Source organism: Phocaeicola dorei, from assembly GCF_013009555.1.
Lineage (GTDB): Bacteria > Bacteroidota > Bacteroidia > Bacteroidales > Bacteroidaceae > Phocaeicola > Phocaeicola dorei.
In genome coordinates, this window is the sequence record NZ_CP046176.1 from 3,698,989 (window position 1) to 3,718,413 (window position 19,425).

A 19,425-nucleotide genomic window follows, 5' to 3' on the forward strand; every position below is an offset into this window, starting at 1 on the left:
TACTGCAAAGCTAGGTCCTTCTCTCCTTCCCGATACCACAAAATTATTACTGAAATATTACGCCGATGAAAAAACAACCCTCGTGTACATTGCATATCTAAGGATAGCCCGTACCTTTGCTTTAACGAAAAAAAGAAAAGATGGAAAAAAGAATAAAAACAGTATGGATACTGACTATCATTACAGCTATACTGATAATAGGCGGTCAAGGCTATTGGCTTCACCACCAATATTGCTATTCAACGAGAACGTTCATGCAGGAACTGCATAAACAAATACTGCAACTGGAAAAAGAAGAAATGAATACACGCTATGACAAACGGACTAACAACCACAAATATACACTGAGCTACAAAATAGAAATGCCGGATTCGGTGAACCAAAACGGCAAAACAACCTGTGTCATTAGTTTTTATAGACAAAAAAGTGAAATTAATAATCTGGATTCATTGATAAAACAGAATGCATTGTTGAATGAGGAAAGTGTTATAGTCCGCGACAGTTTTCGGGTAGAGAACATTTCCAATGAAATTCTATTTGATGCAGCCACACGTTATAGAGCCGAGATGACCCACCCCTTTCGAGCTGAAAATTTTGATTCACTATTACAAGCCAACCAGATAAAACTGACAAATATCAGACTGATGCAGACTGATTCTATCCTGTGGCATGGAAGCTATACCTCTTCCACCCGATTGTTCAAACCTGAAATGTATATTGTTTATCCTTATAATCCTTTACTTAAACAGGCATTGACGGCATCCATACAGATACCTTTCCCCTCCCTTCTCCAACAAATGGCATGGCAGCTGTTGGGTAGCCTGATATTAGTTCTGCTCTTGGTATTCTGCCTTATCTACCAGATCAAGACCATTTTGAAACAACGGAAAATAGACGAAATGAGAAAAAGCTTTGTAAATACCATGATACATGAACTGAAACGCCCCGTACAAACCTTGAAAATGTGTATTGCCTTTCTCAACAACAAGTCCATGCGTACAGACGAAAGAGCAATGGATGAAGTAGTAAAGGATTCCATGTTTGAACTGGACAATCTTTCTGCCTACCTAGCCAAAGTAAGGGATATGACACGGGCTGACTATGAACACACGCCTCTCCACATCCGTACTTTTGATTTACGGGAAACCGTAAATAAATTAATCCGGCTTACCAATATACCTGCCGATAAACAGGTTACGGTTCATCCGTACTATAAAATGGAATCCACTTTGGTCATCGCCGACCCGGTACATATTGCCAACATCATCAGCAACCTGATAGAGAACGCCATCAAGTACTCCGGTAAAGAAGTCCGGATTGATTTATCCTGTATACAGAAAGGGCACACCCTTACTATACAAATAACAGATAACGGAATTGGAATTCCGCCAGCAGAGCAAAGCAAGGTTTTTGATAAGTTTTATCGCGGCAGCCATATACCAGACCGAAATATACCGGGTATCGGACTAGGGCTAAGTTACGTAAAACTTCTCACCGAAGCACACCACGGATACGTATCCTTGACCAGCCAGCCGGGTAAAGGAACGACTTTCAGTATTGTATTACCTCAATAATCATTTCAACAATTCATGTAAGATGAAAACAATCAAAATACTTTTCGCAGATGATGATTTAAAATACTCCATGCTCTTAAAACGTTTTTTGGAAACAGAAGGCTATGAAGTTACTTACGCAGGGAACGGAAACATTGCTTTACAGCAATTTCCCTTAATAAAGCCCGATTTGGTATTGCTTGATATCAATATGCCCGAACTGAACGGCTTTGAGGTAGCGGCAAAAATACGGAAACAAAATCATCAGGTACTTATTTTCTTTCTTTCAGACCGTAGCGATAAAGCCGACCGTCTGAAAGGTTTTGATCTGCAGGCCAATGATTATCTAGCAAAGCCTTTTTATCCCGAAGAGCTGTTGGCACGTATCCGTGAACGGTTTCAATGTGTAGACAACAGAATTGAAACAGAAATCTATACATTCGGGAAAAGTACATTCAACTATACCACCAATGAAATAAGGACAGGAAATAACAAGGTACTGATTACTTCCCGACAGGCTGAGATACTCCGAATATTAGCTAAAAACCTCCATGTTCCCGTAGACCGGGAAATACTGTTGAAACATGTATGGGGAGCTTCATCCTATGCCAATTCGCTGGCATTGAATGTACAAATAACCTATTTACGAAAAGCGTTGCGCAATGACTCCAGTGTGAAGATAGAATCACTGATGAAGAAAGGATATGTGTTACACATAGAAAAAGGATAAGAAAACTCTTTATAGTTCGTCATTCTTCATTTCATTCAGAAAGGCAAACTATAAAGAGTATCAAATTGCCGAAAGCACTCTTTTTTATAATGTATAAGTTCCTTCGACCAGCTTGCCCATCGCCCATACGGCACGGATATTCAAATCCTGGTCAAGAATCAAGATATCGGCATCTTTTCCTTTCTGCAAGGAACCTTTACGGTCATATACTCCCATAAATTTCGAAGGAGTTTCGGAAGCCATACGGACAGCATCCTCCAAAGGAATTTCCGCCTTCTGCACCAAGGTACGGATCAAACGGTCCATGGTGGCCACACTGCCTGCCAATGCTGAACGGTCTGCCAGTTTGCACACACCATCCTCTATGATGACACGAGGATCGAAAGCCACGTTACTGTCACTGGCCGCACATGCCAAAGCATCTGTAATGACACAAGCACGTTCTACACCCTTTATCTTATAAACCAACCGTAAAATGGTAGGTGGTACATGAATGCCATCGGCCACCACTTCCACATTCATATCGTCTATCAGATAAATACTCTCTACTGTTCCTTCATATTTATACTCACGACGCTTGTGAAAACCGGGCATTGCATTATAGAAATGCGTGGCCAGCGTATAACCTGAATCCCATGCAGAACGAATGTCTTCATATTCAGCCTGAGTATGGGCCACAGATGCCACAATCCCTTTTCCCGTAATGTATTTTCCGAACTGCATAGCCCCCGGCAATTCGGGAGCTGCATCCCAACGCTTGATACAATTCCATTTCTCTACAATAGGAATATACTCATTAGGGTCCGGATCTTTAATATTCTCAGGCATTTGTCCACCAGCCATCTTGATGTTCAGATAATGACCTTCCAGGTGCAATCCCAATACCGGACTGTCCGGTTCCGCCATCAACTTGGTACAAGTTTCGGCAGCCGCCTCAATCATCGGTACGGTAGAAGAAGACAATGTTGGAAAAATACTGGTAGTACCATGTTTCATGTGAGCATTAATGGCTGTACGGAAAGCCTCTTCCGTACCTTCCATAAAATCACCGCCACCACCACCATGACAATGGATTTCCACACCACCGGGAACAACATACATACCTTTAGCGTCAATCAGCTCGGCTCCGATAACAGCTAAATCACAATTGGTAACTTCTAAAATCTTATTGTCGCGCATAAGGACAGACCCGTCCTTCAACCAGCCCTGTGGGGTAAGAATCTTTGCGTTAATGATTTGGGTCAACATGATACTATGATAAGTTAGGATTTTTAATTGGCATATTAAATTCGCCAACAAAAATAGCAACTTTTTCACTTTCTGAAACAGATTTCCCCAATTATTTTCTAACTTTTTTAATAAATAAGCCCCGCTTAATAAAATCAAGCGGGGCACAGATAGTGGAAATTGAAACAAATCTTTTTACTTACTTATTAAAACTAGCCTACCTGATTTAAGTCCTTTACCTGTTGCGGTCAGTGTAATTTCTCCCGGTTTATCGGTGCTTTGCACAACAGCAGTCATCATTCCGTTAAACACTTTCATTTGCGGAACATGGAAAAGTTCCAATGAAGTGGGGTCTCCGTTTGCACCGGCACGATAGGTTCCCGCACCTTTTACAGCATACTTGATGAGATGTTGCGCATCGGGACAAAGGTTACCTTCTTTATCCACCACTCTCACCGTGACAAATGACAAGTCCTTGCCATCAGCCTTTATTTCATTGCGATCTGCAACCAATTCTATATGGTCGGGCTTACCTGCCGTATGGATTTCCTTTTCGGCTACAGCATCCCCTTTCTCATTGTATGCAACCACTTTCACGGTTCCCGGCTCATACTTTGTATCCATCCACATCAAACGGTAGCGTTTCTGGCGCTTGAAATCTGCTATGGAAGCAGAATCCGCACTATTTTCAGCCGTTACAGTCAAATCCTTGGTACGCTTACCCTGGCTCTTGCCATTGATAAACACTTCTGCAGACGGATAATTGGTATAGACAAAGATCGGGGTCACTTCTCCTTCACGTCCCGGCCATGTCCAATGAGGAAGGATGTGCAGTGTCTCTTCATCTTTGTTCCAATGGCTGCGGTACAAATAGTAACGGTCTTTGGGCAATCCGGCCAAGTCGATTATACCGAACAAAGAAGAATGGCTGGGCCAGTCAGTATAATAAGGAGTCGGTTCGCCCAGATAATCGAAGCCCGTCCATACGAACTCTCCGATCCCCCATGCGTTATCCTCGTGCCAAATCCAGTCGTCTTCCGGCAAATTGGACCAACCACAATGTTCCACATCGTAAGAAGAAGACTGATGATCGTCATATTTCTTCATAGCCTGACGGACAACGGGGAATTTATAGACACCACGCGAACTTACTGTAGAAGCTGTTTCACTACCTAAAATAATCTGCTGAGGCAACTTCTTATAGTTTTCAGGATATTTATGGGGACGATAATTGAAACCGGCCACATCCATAACGGCAGCCATATTATTGTTTACCACGGCATCGGGCGCATCCATACCTTGTGTTACAGGGCGGGTGGGGTCTTCACGATGGCAAATATCCTGCAACATACGCGAGAGTTTCGGACCGTTACTGCCGCTCCACTGATCAGGTACTTCATTACCTGTACACCACATCACAATACTTGGGTTATTACGATAGTGACGAATCAGATTCGTCAAATCCTTATCCACCCATTCATCAAATACTTTATGATATCCATTGGCCATCTTTGCCGATTTCCATTCGTCAAAGGATTCCGCCATCACCATCATACCCATCTCGTCACAAGCCTCCACCAGTTCGGGAGCCGGCATATTATGAGAAGTACGGATTGCATTACAGCCCATATCTTTCAGAATACGAATCTGACGACGGATAGCGGCATCATTTACAGCACCTCCCAACGGGCCCAAGTCATGATGGTTACATACTCCTTTGAATTTGGTCAATTTTCCATTCAGAAAGAAACCCTTGTCGGGGATAATCTCCAAGGTACGGATACCAAAACGAGTGGTATATTCGTCTTTCAAGGTATTCCCTTCATATACTTTGGATTCAGCCGTATAAAGAACCGGAGTTTCAGGACTCCACAACTCAGGATTGGCTACTGCAAACTCCTGTTCAAACAAAGTATTGTCAAAAACACTTAACTTGTTTTCCCCGGTAGCAACCACTTTGCCGTTTTTATCCTTAATCTGCGTCACAATACGGTAATTATCCTTATTGGCTCCTTCGGGACTAACCAAAGAAGTTTTCAAAGACACTTTTGCATATTTGTCTGTCACCACGGGAGTGGTAGCATACGTCCCCCATGTCGGGATATGCGCATCTTCATTGATTACCAGATGAACATTGCGGTACAAACCGGCCCCCGGATACCAACGTGATGATTCAGGCTCGTTTTCCAAACGGACTGCCAGCTCGTTCTTCTCACCCGGTTTCAGATAAGGGGTCGCATCCACATAAAAGGAATTATAACCGTATGGCCAATAGCCTGCCTCCTGCCCGTTCACATAGACACGGGCATGGCTCATTGCTCCGTCAAATATCAAAGTAGCCTTCTTGCCTTTTTCAAAACCGGGAGCATCAAAGTTCAGGCGATACCATCCGGTTCCTACAAATGGAAGACCTCCGGTACGGCCGGCATGTTCCAGAGCCTCTGTTTGTCCATCCTGAGTGATAGCCATTTCCTGCTTGTCGTTATTGATACTGAACGGACCATAAATCGCCCAATCATGAGGAACGGTGACGTTCTGCCATTTACTGTCATTATAACCGGGATTGGCAAATTCCGCATTATCTTCACGCGTAAATTTCCACCCTTTTTCGAAAGTCTGCTCTGTACGTACCTGCGCTTGCATAAAAGCAAAACAACAAACAGCTCCTAACGCAGCACACAAAAATCGTTTCGTATTCATAGTTATTTCTTATTAGGATTTTCTGTTACTATAAAAGTAATTTCACCTGCCTTGATCAAATCATCATGCGAAATCAAATATTTATTAAGTTTCTTATTGCCCAGTCTGATTTCCTTTATATAATCCCCTTGTCCTTCTTTCTTGATAACCAATTCTTTCTTGCCCCAATAGTTAGGATCAAGCTGAACGGTCACTTTATCAAAAGTAGGAGTAGTCAATGTATATTCGGGCACACCCGGACAATCCGGATAGAATCCCATCATACTGAATATAGCCCATGCAGACATCGTACCCGTATCATCATTGCCAGGAATTCCATCCGGCTTAGTTGTGAAATACTTAGCCAGCAATTCCTTCACCAATTTCTGTGTACGCCATTCTTCACCCTTGAAACGACTGAACAGGTAAGGATAAGCTATATCGGGTTCATTAGCCGGATCATAATTTCCTTCATCGAACACGCTTTGCAGCTTATCGACAAATTTCTTATCACCTCCCATCAGTTTCACCAGTCCATTGATATCATGAGGAACAAAGAAAGTGTAATTCCATGCGTTACCTTCGTGGAAACCGGGACTAGGTGCAAAATTCGCTCCTTCTTTCGGGTCAAACGGTTCATAGAACTTACCTTCCTTGGTGATAGGACGCAAAGTTCCGAAATCCTTGCTATAATAATTCTTATACCCCATAGAACGTTTGCGGAACAGTTTCGCATCTTCCTTTTTACCTAGAGCCTCTGCCAAAGTGGACAGCGCATAGTCGGCAACATAATATTCCAAAGCATGAGAAACCGAGTTGTCATACTGGCTTTCCATCGGCACATACCCTTTGGACATATAATCGTCATTATCCGGACGCATCAGATTATCCTTGCCCGGAGTAGTGGCCGACTTATACATTCCCTTATAAGCTTCGTCAATGTCAAAGTCTTGCAATCCCTTCATCCAACTGTCTACCAGAACAGGAATAGAGGGGTCACCTTCCATAGTCAATGTTTCACGACCATATAATTCCCATTTCGGGAACCATCCGTGTTCCTTATACATACCCATCATAGTATGTATCATATCCATCTGACGTTCCGGATAGACCAAAGTCATCAACTGATGGTAGTTACGATAAGTATCCCACAATGAGAATACCGTATAACGGTTACGGTTGGTGGTCAGAATCTTGTCTCCCTCCATTTGTGGATATTGTCCGCTTACGTCCTGCAAAATATTAGGATGAATCATGGTATGATACATAGCGGTATAGAATACTCCCTTTTGTTCTTCCGTACCACCTTCTACCTTGATACGGGAAAGATCATCGTTCCATCTCTTACGGGCCTCCGCACGCAGTTTGTCGAATGTTGTGCCGAAAGGCTGTTCTTTTTCCAAATTCAGACGAGCATTCTCAATGCTGACAAAAGATACGCCCATACTGACCTCAATCACTTCTTCCGCCGTAGTATCGTAAGTAAACCACACTCCTATATCATCTCCGCTTATTTCTTTTGTATAAGCAGTATAGAGTTTGTATTTACCGGCTGTATCGTCCCATTGCGCCTCCACACCCATCGGACGCATCATTTTCCAATAACCGCGTTTTGCCGGTACTTTGTTGATACGCATTACAAAATAGATGGGAAATACTGCCTGAGGATTGTAACAGAAAGTTCCCAACAACTTGGTACCTTCAATCTCACGGTCGTTTACAAAACGAACGGTAGCACCACTCTCATTGGTCAATCCCTCTCCCAGATTCAACAAGATATTGCTTTGTCCGGCAGGAAAAGTAAAGCGTGCCATACTGGTACGTGGGGTGGCAGTCAGTTCACATTTCACATTGTATTTATCCAGTATATTGGTATAATAACCCGGATTTGCAGTTTCACCTTGATAGAAACTTCCATAATTATGATAATCCACATCCAGTTTGCCGGTGGTAGGCATCAATAACAATGACCCCAATTCCGGACAGCCTACCCCGCTAAGGTTAACGTGCGCAAAACCGGTAAGATATTTATTATTGAATTCGTATGGAGTGGACCACCATTGCTTATCTTTATCCTTATCCCCTTCGGGAACTCCCATCACATTGAAAGGAGTCACCGACATCATTCCATGAGGAGTTAATGCTCCGGGATTTGTCGTACCGTAATTAGTAGTACCCACAAAAGGGTTTACATAATCTACCGGCTCTTTCTGTGCTGCCGCAGAAAAAACTGAGATACAAATCAGAACAGCCGATAACAAAATTTGTTTCTTCATGCTATTTGTTGTTTATATAGGTTCTATTATTTCACTACAATTTCATCTGTAAACAAGAAACCTCCGAATTCACCCGAAGATGCCTGATAACGTATGTAACGTGCTTTGGCATTTCCTTCCCAACCAAAGTTGGTGAAAGTCACCTTGTCATCCTTCACTACTTTGTGTTCCATGCGCTTCAGTTCCGTAAACTCCTTACCATCATTAGAAACGGAAATGATTACTTCTGAAGGCATAAAGACTTCAGGTCCACACACCTGCATAAAGTCTGCTCCAACAGAATGAATTTCTGTTTCTTTTTCCATATCAATGGTCACATCCATTCTTTTTTTGTCTATGAAACCTTGCCAGCGCTTGTCACCATAAGTCCAGCCTCCAATCACCCCATCTACCAAGGCACTATCACCACCGGCCGAATAGCCGGGATAATAAGCGGCATCCGGTCCGTAAGTCACTTTCTTACCTACTGCCAAGTGTTGTATGGGCTGATCCGCTCCCGGACGATTTCCTATCTCATTTTTCAAATCGAAAGGATGGTATCCTTCAGCTTTCAATGCCTCTACCTCTTTCAATGCGCGAGCATGAAAATCATCATAGTTCTTCACAGAAGGATCACTCCAAGCAACTTCCGCCAACGCAAGAATACGAGGATAAATCATCATTTCCGCATGTTCCGGAGTCGGAATATATTCTGTGAATAAATTAGCTTGTACTCCATACACTAACTGGACTTTATCCGCACTCAAAGTATCGGGTACAGGATTAAATGAATAAACTTTGGCCAAAGGCAGATACCCTCCTATTGCTTCCGGCTGGGAATCAGGAGCATCCTGATAAGAATCAAAATAGCAGAACTCACCCGGACTCATAATAGCCATGTGGCCGGAATCAACCGCTTTCATTCCCCCTTCCGTGCCACGCCATGACATGACAGTAGCATTAGGCGCCAAACCACCTTCCAATATTTCATCCCAACCCAATAATTTACGTCCGTGGGCATTCAAAAAGACCTCGATACGATGAATCAGATAACTCTGTAACTCGTTCACATCTTTCAAGCCCTCTTTTTTCATACGTGCCTGACACAGTTTGCAAGTGGGCCATGAGGCTTTACCGGCCTCATCCCCTCCTATATGAATATATTCGGACGGGAAAAGTTCCATCACCTCTGTCAACACATTTTCCAGAAACTCAAAAGTCTTTTCATTACCGACACAGAAATCGGCTTGTTTGTAAGGTTCGTGTGTACAAGACAACTCGGGATAAGCAGTCAGTACTTCTTCCGAATGTGCAGGCATCTCTATCTCAGGAATAACAGTAATAAAACGTTCCTGAGCGTATGCCACCAGTTCACGGATATCATCTTGAGTATAATAACCTCCGTGAGCATCTTTACTACCTTCTTCTTCATACCGTCGTCCGTTATTCCACCATTCTTTCCATGTAGGAAACTCACGCCATGCCGCAAATTCTGTCAGACGGGGATATTTTTTTATTTCAATACGCCAGCCCGCAGCGTCAGTAAGATGCAGATGCAAACGGTTCAATTTATAATATGCCAAAGCATCCATCTGCTTTTTTATAAATTCCTTGTTGAAAAAATGACGGGAAACATCCATCATAAAGCCACGATAAGCAAAACGGGGCTCGTCTGTAATGACTCCTACCGGCAATCCTTTTTCATCAGCCATTTGCAGCATAGTCTGAACTCCATAGAATAGTCCTGCTCCGGAAGTCGCACGAATAAGTACCTGATCAGGAGTTACCGTCAGAACATACCCCTCGGAAGAGTTTACCTCCGGCAATTGAGCCACTTGCTTCAAGACAATAGTATGTCCCTCTTCTGCCGCTACCGGTTTCAGCTTCATGAAAGAAGCCGCCAAATAATCCTTCAAAATCTTTTTATCTCCTTCGGACGCATCTATATACAATCCTGTTTCCGGATTCAGAGGAAACACTCCCTGTTGCAATTCCACCTTCAATGGTGCAGGAATAACAGAAAGTGTGCGTTGCTCTTCCTTTGTGCAACTTGCAAACAACAAGCCCAATGCAGCTCCTGCCAATATAATCAATTTTCTCATCTTCTATTTTCTTTAATTCTATTAATTTCATTGGTACGAATGCCCGGTTTCAGTTCTCCATTAATAATGTAATGGAATCCGTCCTGAGAAACTATTACAGCTCCGGCACGCGCACCTTGCTCATATTCACCTAATGTAGTCCATTTATTCGTCTGTGGATGATAGAGCAGCAGATTTCTGTTAAACCGATACCACTCTACAGGATGTGACAAATATTCTTTTCCCGCATAAATACCTTGGAGAGCCTTTAAGAATATATCCTTATCAACTCCTCCGGCACACAATATCATCCCCTCGCCAAAAGAGGTTCCCATTCCACCACCTAAAGAGATCTCATTACCTTCTGCATCACACGGAGTGGCAACCGATGACCATTCTTTCGTTTCCGGAGAATACATATATCCATCTACCGATAAAGAAGCCTGGTGCCCTTCAATAGCCGGGGCAAAGCCACCCCATATATAAAGTTTTCCGTCTTGCGCCACGCAAACAGGTTGTACTCTGGGTTCACCCGGAATATCTGTTTCTTTTTTCCATCCTCCAGACAAATCCAACAGATCAAGCATGTACATGGCCGAGGACGGAATGCCATTTACATTTCCCCCGACAATATATAGTGAATGTCCTACTAATGCACCTGCCATATTATCTATAGTTGCAGGTAAGGATGGTAACGTATCCTTTTTCAAAACGTCTTTTTGCAAAGATAAAAGAAAAACATCAGACAGGCTATGGGTTGCTGTAGCTCCTCCAACACAAATTAACCCTTTTTCAGTAGAAATAGTGACTCCATAAGCTGCTGCCTGAGGCAGTTGGCCTATTTTTTTCCACTCAAAAGCCGTATCATTTGACAAAGAGGTTATATATACATCTGGGTAAAAGACTTTTTTCCCGCCATCGGCCGCCGGTGTATCGGGAAAATTACAACCTCCGGCTATTAATAAATTTCCATCAATCACTCCCGCATATAATGCAGAAACTCCCTTAAGAAAACCAGCATCCTCCGTAGGAAATCCCTGCATTTTCTCAAGAGATATTTCATAAACATCCGGCCGGCTGCTACAAGCAGTCACTACCATCATGCCTATTATCGCATAAATGCCATATATTATTTTCCTGATCATGTTTTCATGGTGAAGTTTACAAATTCTTTACAAGCAGTGTTGCGCAGCTATCTTTTAGGACAAACGCTACGCAACACCAGCACTGATTTTACAATTAATCTACAGTAATTTCATCTACAAACAGAAATGCAGGATTTCCTTTGCCTCCATGCCAAGAAGGAATATTGTATTCCGGCTTTGCCAATACTTTCAGATAACGTGCTTTCACAGGTTCAAAGCTCAATACATGTTCATATAATTGGTTTGGATTATCCAAAGTCATTGCAGGATATTCTTCTGAAGCTACTTGCTTGAAATTCTCACCGTCTTCTGAAACAGCGACACTGATGGAACGCGCGTCAAATATCCAGTCACCCTTCTCCACATTTGTAGTAAGTGTCACTTTGCTGAAATCAGCCGACTGCCCGAAATCAATCACGGCTTCCATATCATTCTTATAAAAAGCAATCCAACGTCCTGTCTTATAATTTCTATTTCCTTTCAAACCATCCACCAAGGTAGAGATACCGGCAAATTCATATTGCTTGTTCACAGGTTGTAGAGCTGTTATTTTCTTTGAAGTCGATTTGCTGAACGCAATGTCTTCTTTCACAATACGACTATTGCCTGTAGGACGGACAGCCATAGCCTTAAACGTACAATTTGTATTGATCTTCACCGGTTCTGTATAAAGCTGTGAAGCGGTAGTGGGATCTGTGCCATCCAATGTATAATATACCGGACAGTTGTCTACAGTAGACAAAGTAACATCCACCGTACCAGTTTCCGCATTAGGCTCAAACCGGGCAGTCACATCAAACACGTGCTTGGCATAATTATACTGATATACATCATATATCTTCACCATACGTACCAAACGCTGCAAGAAATCCTGATAATCCTTATGTTCAGGATTTGTCCATTGAATATCTGCCAAAGCGGCCATACGTGGTAATTCCATATATTCCACCTGACTAAATGTAGGAATATACTCAGTCCACAAATTAGCCTGTACACCTTTAATATATTTCTGTTCCTCCGGTGTCAGTGATGCCGGCATAGGTTCATAACTATACACACGTTCTAAAGGTAAGTAACCGCCAATGGCTTCCGGTTCCTGTTCCACATCCTTGCTCTGATAATAGTCAAAATACAAATAAGTATTCGGTGACATAATAACATCATGCTTCTGCTTGGCAGCCTCAATACCGCCACCTTCACCACGCCATGACATGACAGTAGCATTAGGAGCCAACCCGCCTTCCAGAATTTCATCCCAGCCAATAATCTGACGTCCGTGGTCATTCAAGAATTTTTCCGCATGATTGATAATGAAGCTCTGTAATTTTTCCTCTGCCGTGTGGTTCTTGTCAGCCTTAATACCTAAAGCTTTGATACGATCCTGGCACTTTGGACATTTTGTCCAACGCACTTTAGGACATTCATCACCACCCACATGAATATATTCTGACGGGAAAATCTGAATAATTTCTCCCAATACATCATCTATGAATTTCAAGGTTTCATCATTTCCTGCACAAAGCACATCTTCCGATACTCCCCAGATTTTCCATACTTCGTACGGACCACCTGTACAGCCTAAGTTAGGATATGCAGTCAATGCCGCTTGCATGTGCCCCGGCAAATCTATTTCAGGAATAACCGTGATATGACGTTCGGCAGCATAAGCTACAATTTCTTTTGCTTCTTCCTGTGTGAAGAAGCCACCATAAGGCTTTCCATCATATTTTCCCGAGTTATGACCGATAACGGTTTCCGTTCTCTTAGAACCCACTTCCGTCAATTCAGGAAGACCTTTGATTTCAATTCTCCAACCTTGATCATCTGTAAGATGCCAATGAAAACGATTCATATTATGTAAAGCCAACATATCTATAAAACGCTTTACCGAATCAACCGGGAAGAAATGACGGGAAACATCCAAATGAGCACCACGGTAAGAGAAACGAGGATAGTCATTGATTTCAACCGCCGGTAAAGCGATATCCACTCCTTGTGCCACCGGAATAGATTTACGCAAAGTCTGGATGCCATAAAATACTCCGGCTTCCGTAGGTCCGGAAATAACCACTTGGTCGCTGGTTACCTTCAACTGGTATCCTTCAGGATTTTTAGCATTTCCACCCAATTGCAGGATTATCCCCTTGCCATCTGTGCCAGCTTGTACAGCCAATGACTTTCCGGTAAGATCTTTGATATAACTTGCCAGAAATTCAGCATTCCTTTGCATCTTTTCATTGCCTTCCGGATACATTATCTTAGTTCCATTTGACAAAATGAACGGAGCAGCCTGATCCATTACCGAAATTTCCTGCGGTAACGGAATTATCTGATAATTTGCTTCTTTTACTTCTGTGTTACAGGATAAAAGCATAAAACCTGCCATTGTCAGCCCTGCAAGGCCCATTAAAGTTTTCATAATAGATATTAATTGATTAGTTAGTATCACTTAATTGCTTGATAGTTATATCAACCTTTTCATTCTTCTTCAGTTTATCTGAAGTAATAATCACTTTCTTTGTCTGTCCCGGCAACAAGTCAAAGAAGTTATCAGTAAATTTCGCACCTTGAACAGGAATCTCTATGAACACATCCCTGGCCAGCTGTCTGGCAGACAGAGTCACTTCATATTTTCCATCCATCGGCTTCACTTTATAGCGGATCTCGGTCTTCGGTAGCTCCTGATCTTTTGCGTGGTTAAAGTAATAAATTTCTTCGGATAAAACCTCACCTTTCTTGTTTTTTAATGTCATTAGAAGAAAAGTATTTTGAGGACTTGTTGTTATACCCGCATAAGGTTCCTTATAATATAAGGTGGAAGCATTGGCCGGAACCTCGCCCTTGATACTCTTTTTAGTCAGAACTTTTCCATTAAAATCCATCACACGCAACAATAAAGTCACCTCTTTATCCGCTTCCAGCTTGTCCGACATAACATAAATATTCAAATCCTCCCCTTCCTTGACAGCATCTACCAATACCGGAGCAAAAGCTCTTTTTGCCTGATAATGCAACGCTTTCCAATTGCCATAATAATCAATGCTCGACCAGGAAACGACCGGCCAGCTGTCATTCAGCTGCCAATATAAAGTCCCCATACAATAGGGACGGTTACGACGATGGGCTTCCAAACCCTGGCGCACTCCTACCCCCTGCAAAACCAAACCCATATAAACCAACTGATCGAAATCTTCAGGTACTTTATAATACAGTCCCATAGTCTTCTTGATGAGGAAATTACCGATAGTGGCTTTTTGATGAGCATTCATCACCTCCGATTCCAATGCATAATCTTCCGGTGAGGCAAAAGTAGCAATCGTCTTCATTTCAGGAAATGCCTGAAAACCAAACTCACTCATAAAACGCGGAATTTCCGTATCCAGACTTTCAAACGGTTTCTGACCATACCAGATACCCCAATTATGGCTGTCGGCAATCTTCCAGCTTTCGGGACGTCCCCAATTGGCCTCGTACGGAGAACCATGCATATAGAAACGGTCCGGATCAAGTTCAGCTACTTTACGAGGCAACAACTCACGGAAAAGTTTGTCATAACCCTGCTTCATTCCTTCCATAATACCGGGATCAGTGTATTTCTTATCCCATCCCCAGTAACGCATACCTTCATAAATTTCATTATTTCCACACCACATAGCCAGACTGGCATGGTTCCGTAAACGCTTGATATTATATTCCGCCTCGGCCTCTACCCGTTTCATAAAAGCAGGATCGGACGGATAAGTAGTGCAGGCAAAAATAAAATCCTGCCAAACTAAAATTCCATTCTCATCCGCCGCCTGGTAAAAAGCATCATCCTCATAAATCCCTCCACCCCATACACGAATCATATTCATATTGGCATCTTTCACATCCTTGAACAACTGGCGGTAACGTTCTTCAGTAATGTTAGGCAGCAAAGCATCATCCGGAATAAAATTCGCGCCTTTGGCAAACATCGGTTCACCATTGACTACAAAATAGAAGGATTCTCCCTGATCGTCTTTTTCTTTCACCACCTTTATTGTACGGAGTCCGATACGCTCTTTTTGAGAAGCTATCACTTTACCATCCACCTTTATTACGGCTTCAAAGTCATACAATGCAGGTTCCCCCCAACCATTAGGCATCCATAAATGAGGCTGCCGTATCTCTATGGGAAGAAGAATATGGTTTGTTCCTGGCTGCAATGTCACCTCTTTCTGTTCGGTTACCTTTTCACCCTCCTTATAAGAATAAGCAACGGTTACTTCCGCTTTCTGAGGAGTTGCAGAAACACTGTTTACAGTCAGGAGGTTTTCAACTTTCGCCAGATCTTTTGTTACCGAAGCCTGACGTACATAGTAATCATCAATGCGTGCCACATCATAAAAAGTCAGTGTCACAGGCCGCCAGATACCACTGGTTACCAAGCGGATTCCCCAATCCCAGCCATAACTGTAAGGCGCTTTACGGCTATAGATACTGACCCGCTTATCACTATGGTCATTATCAGCAGGATAATCAAAGCCATTGGTTTCCCATTGGGGCAACGTTTGCTTGACAGGTGAATGAAACAGAATCTGCAAATGGTTTTCTCCCTTCCGCAACACCTCTTTTACCGGAAGAGTATAGCCGACAAACATATTGTCCGTACGTTCCAACAAAGAGCCGTTCAGGTAAATATCTGCATACGTATCCAATCCTTCCAAAATCAACAAGGCAGCATCCCGCGAGAGTTGCTCATCTGTCACATTAAAAGTAGTTTTATAGACCCAGTCCTCATTCTCCACCCACTGCACTTTTTGCTCATTCATCCCATAAAATGGATTGGGCAGTTTATTATGAGAAATCAAATCCTGATGTACCGTTCCGGGCACCGTAGCCGGCAACCATTCATTCCGGCCGACCTGGGCGAACTCCCATCCCTTATCAAGACTCAGACTCTCTGACTTCTTATACTCCTTTGCACTGAGCATCATCGGAAAGCATCCTAACATCATCAAAACTTTTAATGTTTTCTTCATCTTACCTATCTTTATTAATTTATATACTATTCAGCCCGGAATGTGGAAGCAGGCAAACCGGCGCCATTTACCAGATTGGCACGGGTAAATGGCTGCCATCCGTAACGAACCGTTTCCGGCTCTTTCACCTTATCACTCCATACTTTTATTTTACCGTTTTCAACAACAGCCTGTGCCGGATAAAATAATCCATCATCACCTGCCACTTCGAATGTACGAACCGGTTTCCCATCCGAAGTGGACAACTTCTCCGCATAATCAAAAGAAATATAAGCCGCACCTCCACTAAATACGACTGATTTATAAAGCGGTCCCGAAGGAATGACATTTTTATATCCGTATGTTTTATTCAAAGCCCATGCAGCTAACCGTTCACCGACTTCTCTTTTCTGTTTGGGGTGTACGTCCAATGAGTCTCCCCTATCTGAACTGACAGCCATACCGATATGAGGAATCTCCGCCATCAAACGACGCTGGCTATCACGGAACCAAGTCCATGACGGACGGTCTATACTGGACAATTGGACAAAATAGAATGGAAGTTCCGCATCCCCCCAATTCTTGCGCCAACTTTCCACCAACAATCTGAACAACTTTTCATGAGTCTCCCGATTATGGGCATTAGACTCACCCTGATACCAAATAAAGCCTTTGACCGGAAACTGTTCCAAAGGACGGATACCCGATTCATACAAATAACAAGGCTCATAAGGATGGCGTTGCAATTTATTGAAAGACTTCTTTACATTCAAGGCAGCACGCCCACGCACCCAGTCTTGGATAAAATCATTCTGCATCCAATTACGTAAAATAGCCGGAAAACGATATTCCAATGTACTACGGTCTATCCATGCTTCAGTAGGAGATCCGCCAATGGCATTGCAAATCAGTCCTACAGGGACTTGCAAACTATCCTGCAATTTCTTTCCGAAATAGTAAGCCACCGCCGAAAAATTACCGGCTGTTTCAGGCGAACAAACTGTCCACCGTGTATCCTTATAATATTGCAGATGATTCAATGAATCGAGTACCGAAGCATCCCACTCCACCGCATCCGTACGCCAACGGGCTTTCATATCATAAAAACGGATATTGCTATTTGCAGCTTGAGGAACATCTTGTGCGGCAGTCGCACTCCAATTCAGATAAAACTCCATATTCGATTGTCCGGAACAGAGCCACACTTCTCCCGCCAACACATTTTCATAGACCAGTTTCCGTTTTTCTGTAGAAACAGTCAGTGTATATGGACCGCCCGCCTTCAATGGCCGGACATCCACCGCCCACTTTCCATCTGCTCCCGTCACAGCCTGAAGTTGCTGCCTGTCTATGGAAACAGTTACTTTCTCACCGGCATCCGCTTTTCCCTGAATAGTCAGCAGACGTCCATGCTGCAATACCATATTGTCCGTATAAATTTCCGGCATTTGCAAACCGCCAAAATCACCGGTTATGCCTTCATACACCGTTTTTGCCAAGACAGCCGCACCTTCCTTATCGGGATGGACAGCATCGGGCAACATAAAAGGATATGGATATAAAGGTGCATGAAAATCTATCAACTGTACTTGTGCGTATTTCGCTATCGTTTCTATAGCCAGCTGAATCTCATCATGCCAGTCGCGTGTGCCGGACTCAAACCGCGGATGGCGGTCGGCAATCGGAGTCAGACGGGCAATCAAAATACGACATTCAGGATTCGCCACTCTGAACGAATCAATCAGTGCACGATAATCCGCTATAAAAAAATCACGGTAATTGGGCCAATCACGCGGATCTGTATCATTCACTCCTAAATGAATAACCACTACATCACCAGCAAAAGCCAATGCATCCTTAAACTCTTTCTGTTGCATAAAAGGCCGGTGTCCCTTGTTCAGCAACGTAGCTCCCGGCTTTCCAAAACGCTCCACCGTATACCCTTCACCCAGCATTTGCTGTAACCGGGCAGGATAGGACTCCTTATCAGGATCGGATACACCTATGCCATAGGTAATGCTATTACCTACACAAGCAACCTTCACCCGCTTCCGTGCAAATGAAACGGTACAAAGAAACAAACATAAAATCAGTATTAATGTCTTCTTCATTTTTGGTCAACATAAGGTTTTACAATATCACGCCACAGCAAGTATCCCTTTCCTAATAAATGTAATCCGTCATTAGTATATACTGGATTCATCTTGCCTGTCTCTTTCTCCACAAAATGACTATACAAATCAATATAGGCAGCTCCTTCCTTTACCGCCAATGGTTCCAACAAATCATTAATTTGTTTTACCATCTGCCAGCGTGATGTATGCCCGTTAAACATACCGTAACAATCATTCACCGGCAATACACTTTGCAAATATAATTTTGTTTTTGGAGATTCTTGCTTTATTTTCCGAACAATCATACTTATTTCTGAAATAATTTTATCCGCAGACGTTCCCCGAGAAACATCATTGATACCGATCAATAAAAAAATCTTTGCCGGTTTTCCCTTTACAATCGGATCCAAACGGTCATATACCCCCATACAGATATCTCCACTGATACCCCTGTTCTTCACATTCTTATTTTGGAACAACTCAGCCCACTCGCAACCGTTGGTAATACTGTTCCCTAAAAAAATAATATCTTTTGAAGTAACCGGAAGTTCTTCAAACAAAGTCGCTCTCTGCTCATAAAAAGTAGAATACTTGCGTTCCTGAGCAAACTGGGGTAACGCTAATAATAATCCCAATAACAATAAGACAATACGTTTCAT

Annotated in this window: 11 protein-coding genes; 2 read left to right on the forward strand and 9 right to left on the reverse strand. The window is 42.9% G+C overall.

The genetic code is table 11. The annotated features are described in order from the left end of the window. Nucleotides 1–140: 140 nt before the first annotated feature. Both GKD17_RS15785 and GKD17_RS15790 read left to right on the forward strand, forming a co-directional pair. Nucleotides 141–1,574 carry a sensor histidine kinase gene (locus GKD17_RS15785; protein ID WP_007832027.1) on the forward strand — a complete coding sequence of 478 codons (1,434 nt, stop codon included), beginning with the start codon at nucleotides 141–143 and terminating at the stop codon, nucleotides 1,572–1,574. A gap of 22 nt (nucleotides 1,575–1,596) precedes the next feature. Continuing rightward, complete coding sequence (locus GKD17_RS15790) at nucleotides 1,597–2,283, forward strand: response regulator transcription factor (protein WP_007832026.1); 687 nt, start codon at nucleotides 1,597–1,599, stop codon at nucleotides 2,281–2,283. Between the two features lie 84 nt (nucleotides 2,284–2,367). On the opposite strand, the gene nagA is transcribed toward GKD17_RS15790, so the two are convergent. The 9 genes from nagA to GKD17_RS15835 form a co-directional block, all read right to left on the reverse strand. Beyond that, nucleotides 2,368–3,531: an N-acetylglucosamine-6-phosphate deacetylase gene (gene nagA, locus GKD17_RS15795; RefSeq protein ID WP_022186034.1), complete on the reverse strand. Its 1,164-nt coding sequence runs from the start codon at nucleotides 3,529–3,531 to the stop codon at nucleotides 2,368–2,370. Nucleotides 3,532–3,705: 174 nt separating this feature from the next. Further along, nucleotides 3,706–6,210 (reverse strand): beta-galactosidase GalB, encoded by a 2,505-nt coding sequence (galB, locus tag GKD17_RS15800; RefSeq protein ID WP_007832024.1) that lies wholly within the window; start codon nucleotides 6,208–6,210, stop codon nucleotides 3,706–3,708. A gap of 2 nt (nucleotides 6,211–6,212) precedes the next feature. After that, a complete protein-coding gene (locus tag GKD17_RS15805) occupies nucleotides 6,213–8,465 on the reverse strand; it encodes a GH92 family glycosyl hydrolase (RefSeq protein ID WP_007832023.1) in 2,253 nt (750 codons plus the stop codon). A gap of 26 nt (nucleotides 8,466–8,491) precedes the next feature. Beyond that, entirely contained in the window at nucleotides 8,492–10,546 is a 2,055-nt protein-coding gene (locus tag GKD17_RS15810; protein WP_007832022.1) for a glycoside hydrolase family 20 protein, read from the reverse strand. After that, a complete protein-coding gene (locus tag GKD17_RS15815; protein WP_007832021.1) occupies nucleotides 10,543–11,670 on the reverse strand; it encodes a cyclically-permuted mutarotase family protein in 1,128 nt (375 codons plus the stop codon). Before GKD17_RS15815 ends, GKD17_RS15810 begins: the two co-directional genes overlap by 4 nt. A gap of 94 nt (nucleotides 11,671–11,764) precedes the next feature. Continuing rightward, nucleotides 11,765–14,089 (reverse strand): glycoside hydrolase family 20 protein, encoded by a 2,325-nt coding sequence (locus tag GKD17_RS15820; protein ID WP_007839975.1) that lies wholly within the window; start codon nucleotides 14,087–14,089, stop codon nucleotides 11,765–11,767. A 16-nt stretch (nucleotides 14,090–14,105) separates the two neighbouring features. Further along, nucleotides 14,106–16,673: a beta-mannosidase gene (locus tag GKD17_RS15825; RefSeq protein WP_007832019.1), complete on the reverse strand. Its 2,568-nt coding sequence runs from the start codon at nucleotides 16,671–16,673 to the stop codon at nucleotides 14,106–14,108. Between the two features lie 26 nt (nucleotides 16,674–16,699). After that, entirely contained in the window at nucleotides 16,700–18,763 is a 2,064-nt protein-coding gene (locus GKD17_RS15830; RefSeq protein ID WP_007832018.1) for a GDSL-type esterase/lipase family protein, read from the reverse strand. Further along, complete coding sequence (locus GKD17_RS15835) at nucleotides 18,760–19,425, reverse strand: GDSL-type esterase/lipase family protein (RefSeq protein ID WP_007832017.1); 666 nt, start codon at nucleotides 19,423–19,425, stop codon at nucleotides 18,760–18,762. Before GKD17_RS15835 ends, GKD17_RS15830 begins: the two co-directional genes overlap by 4 nt.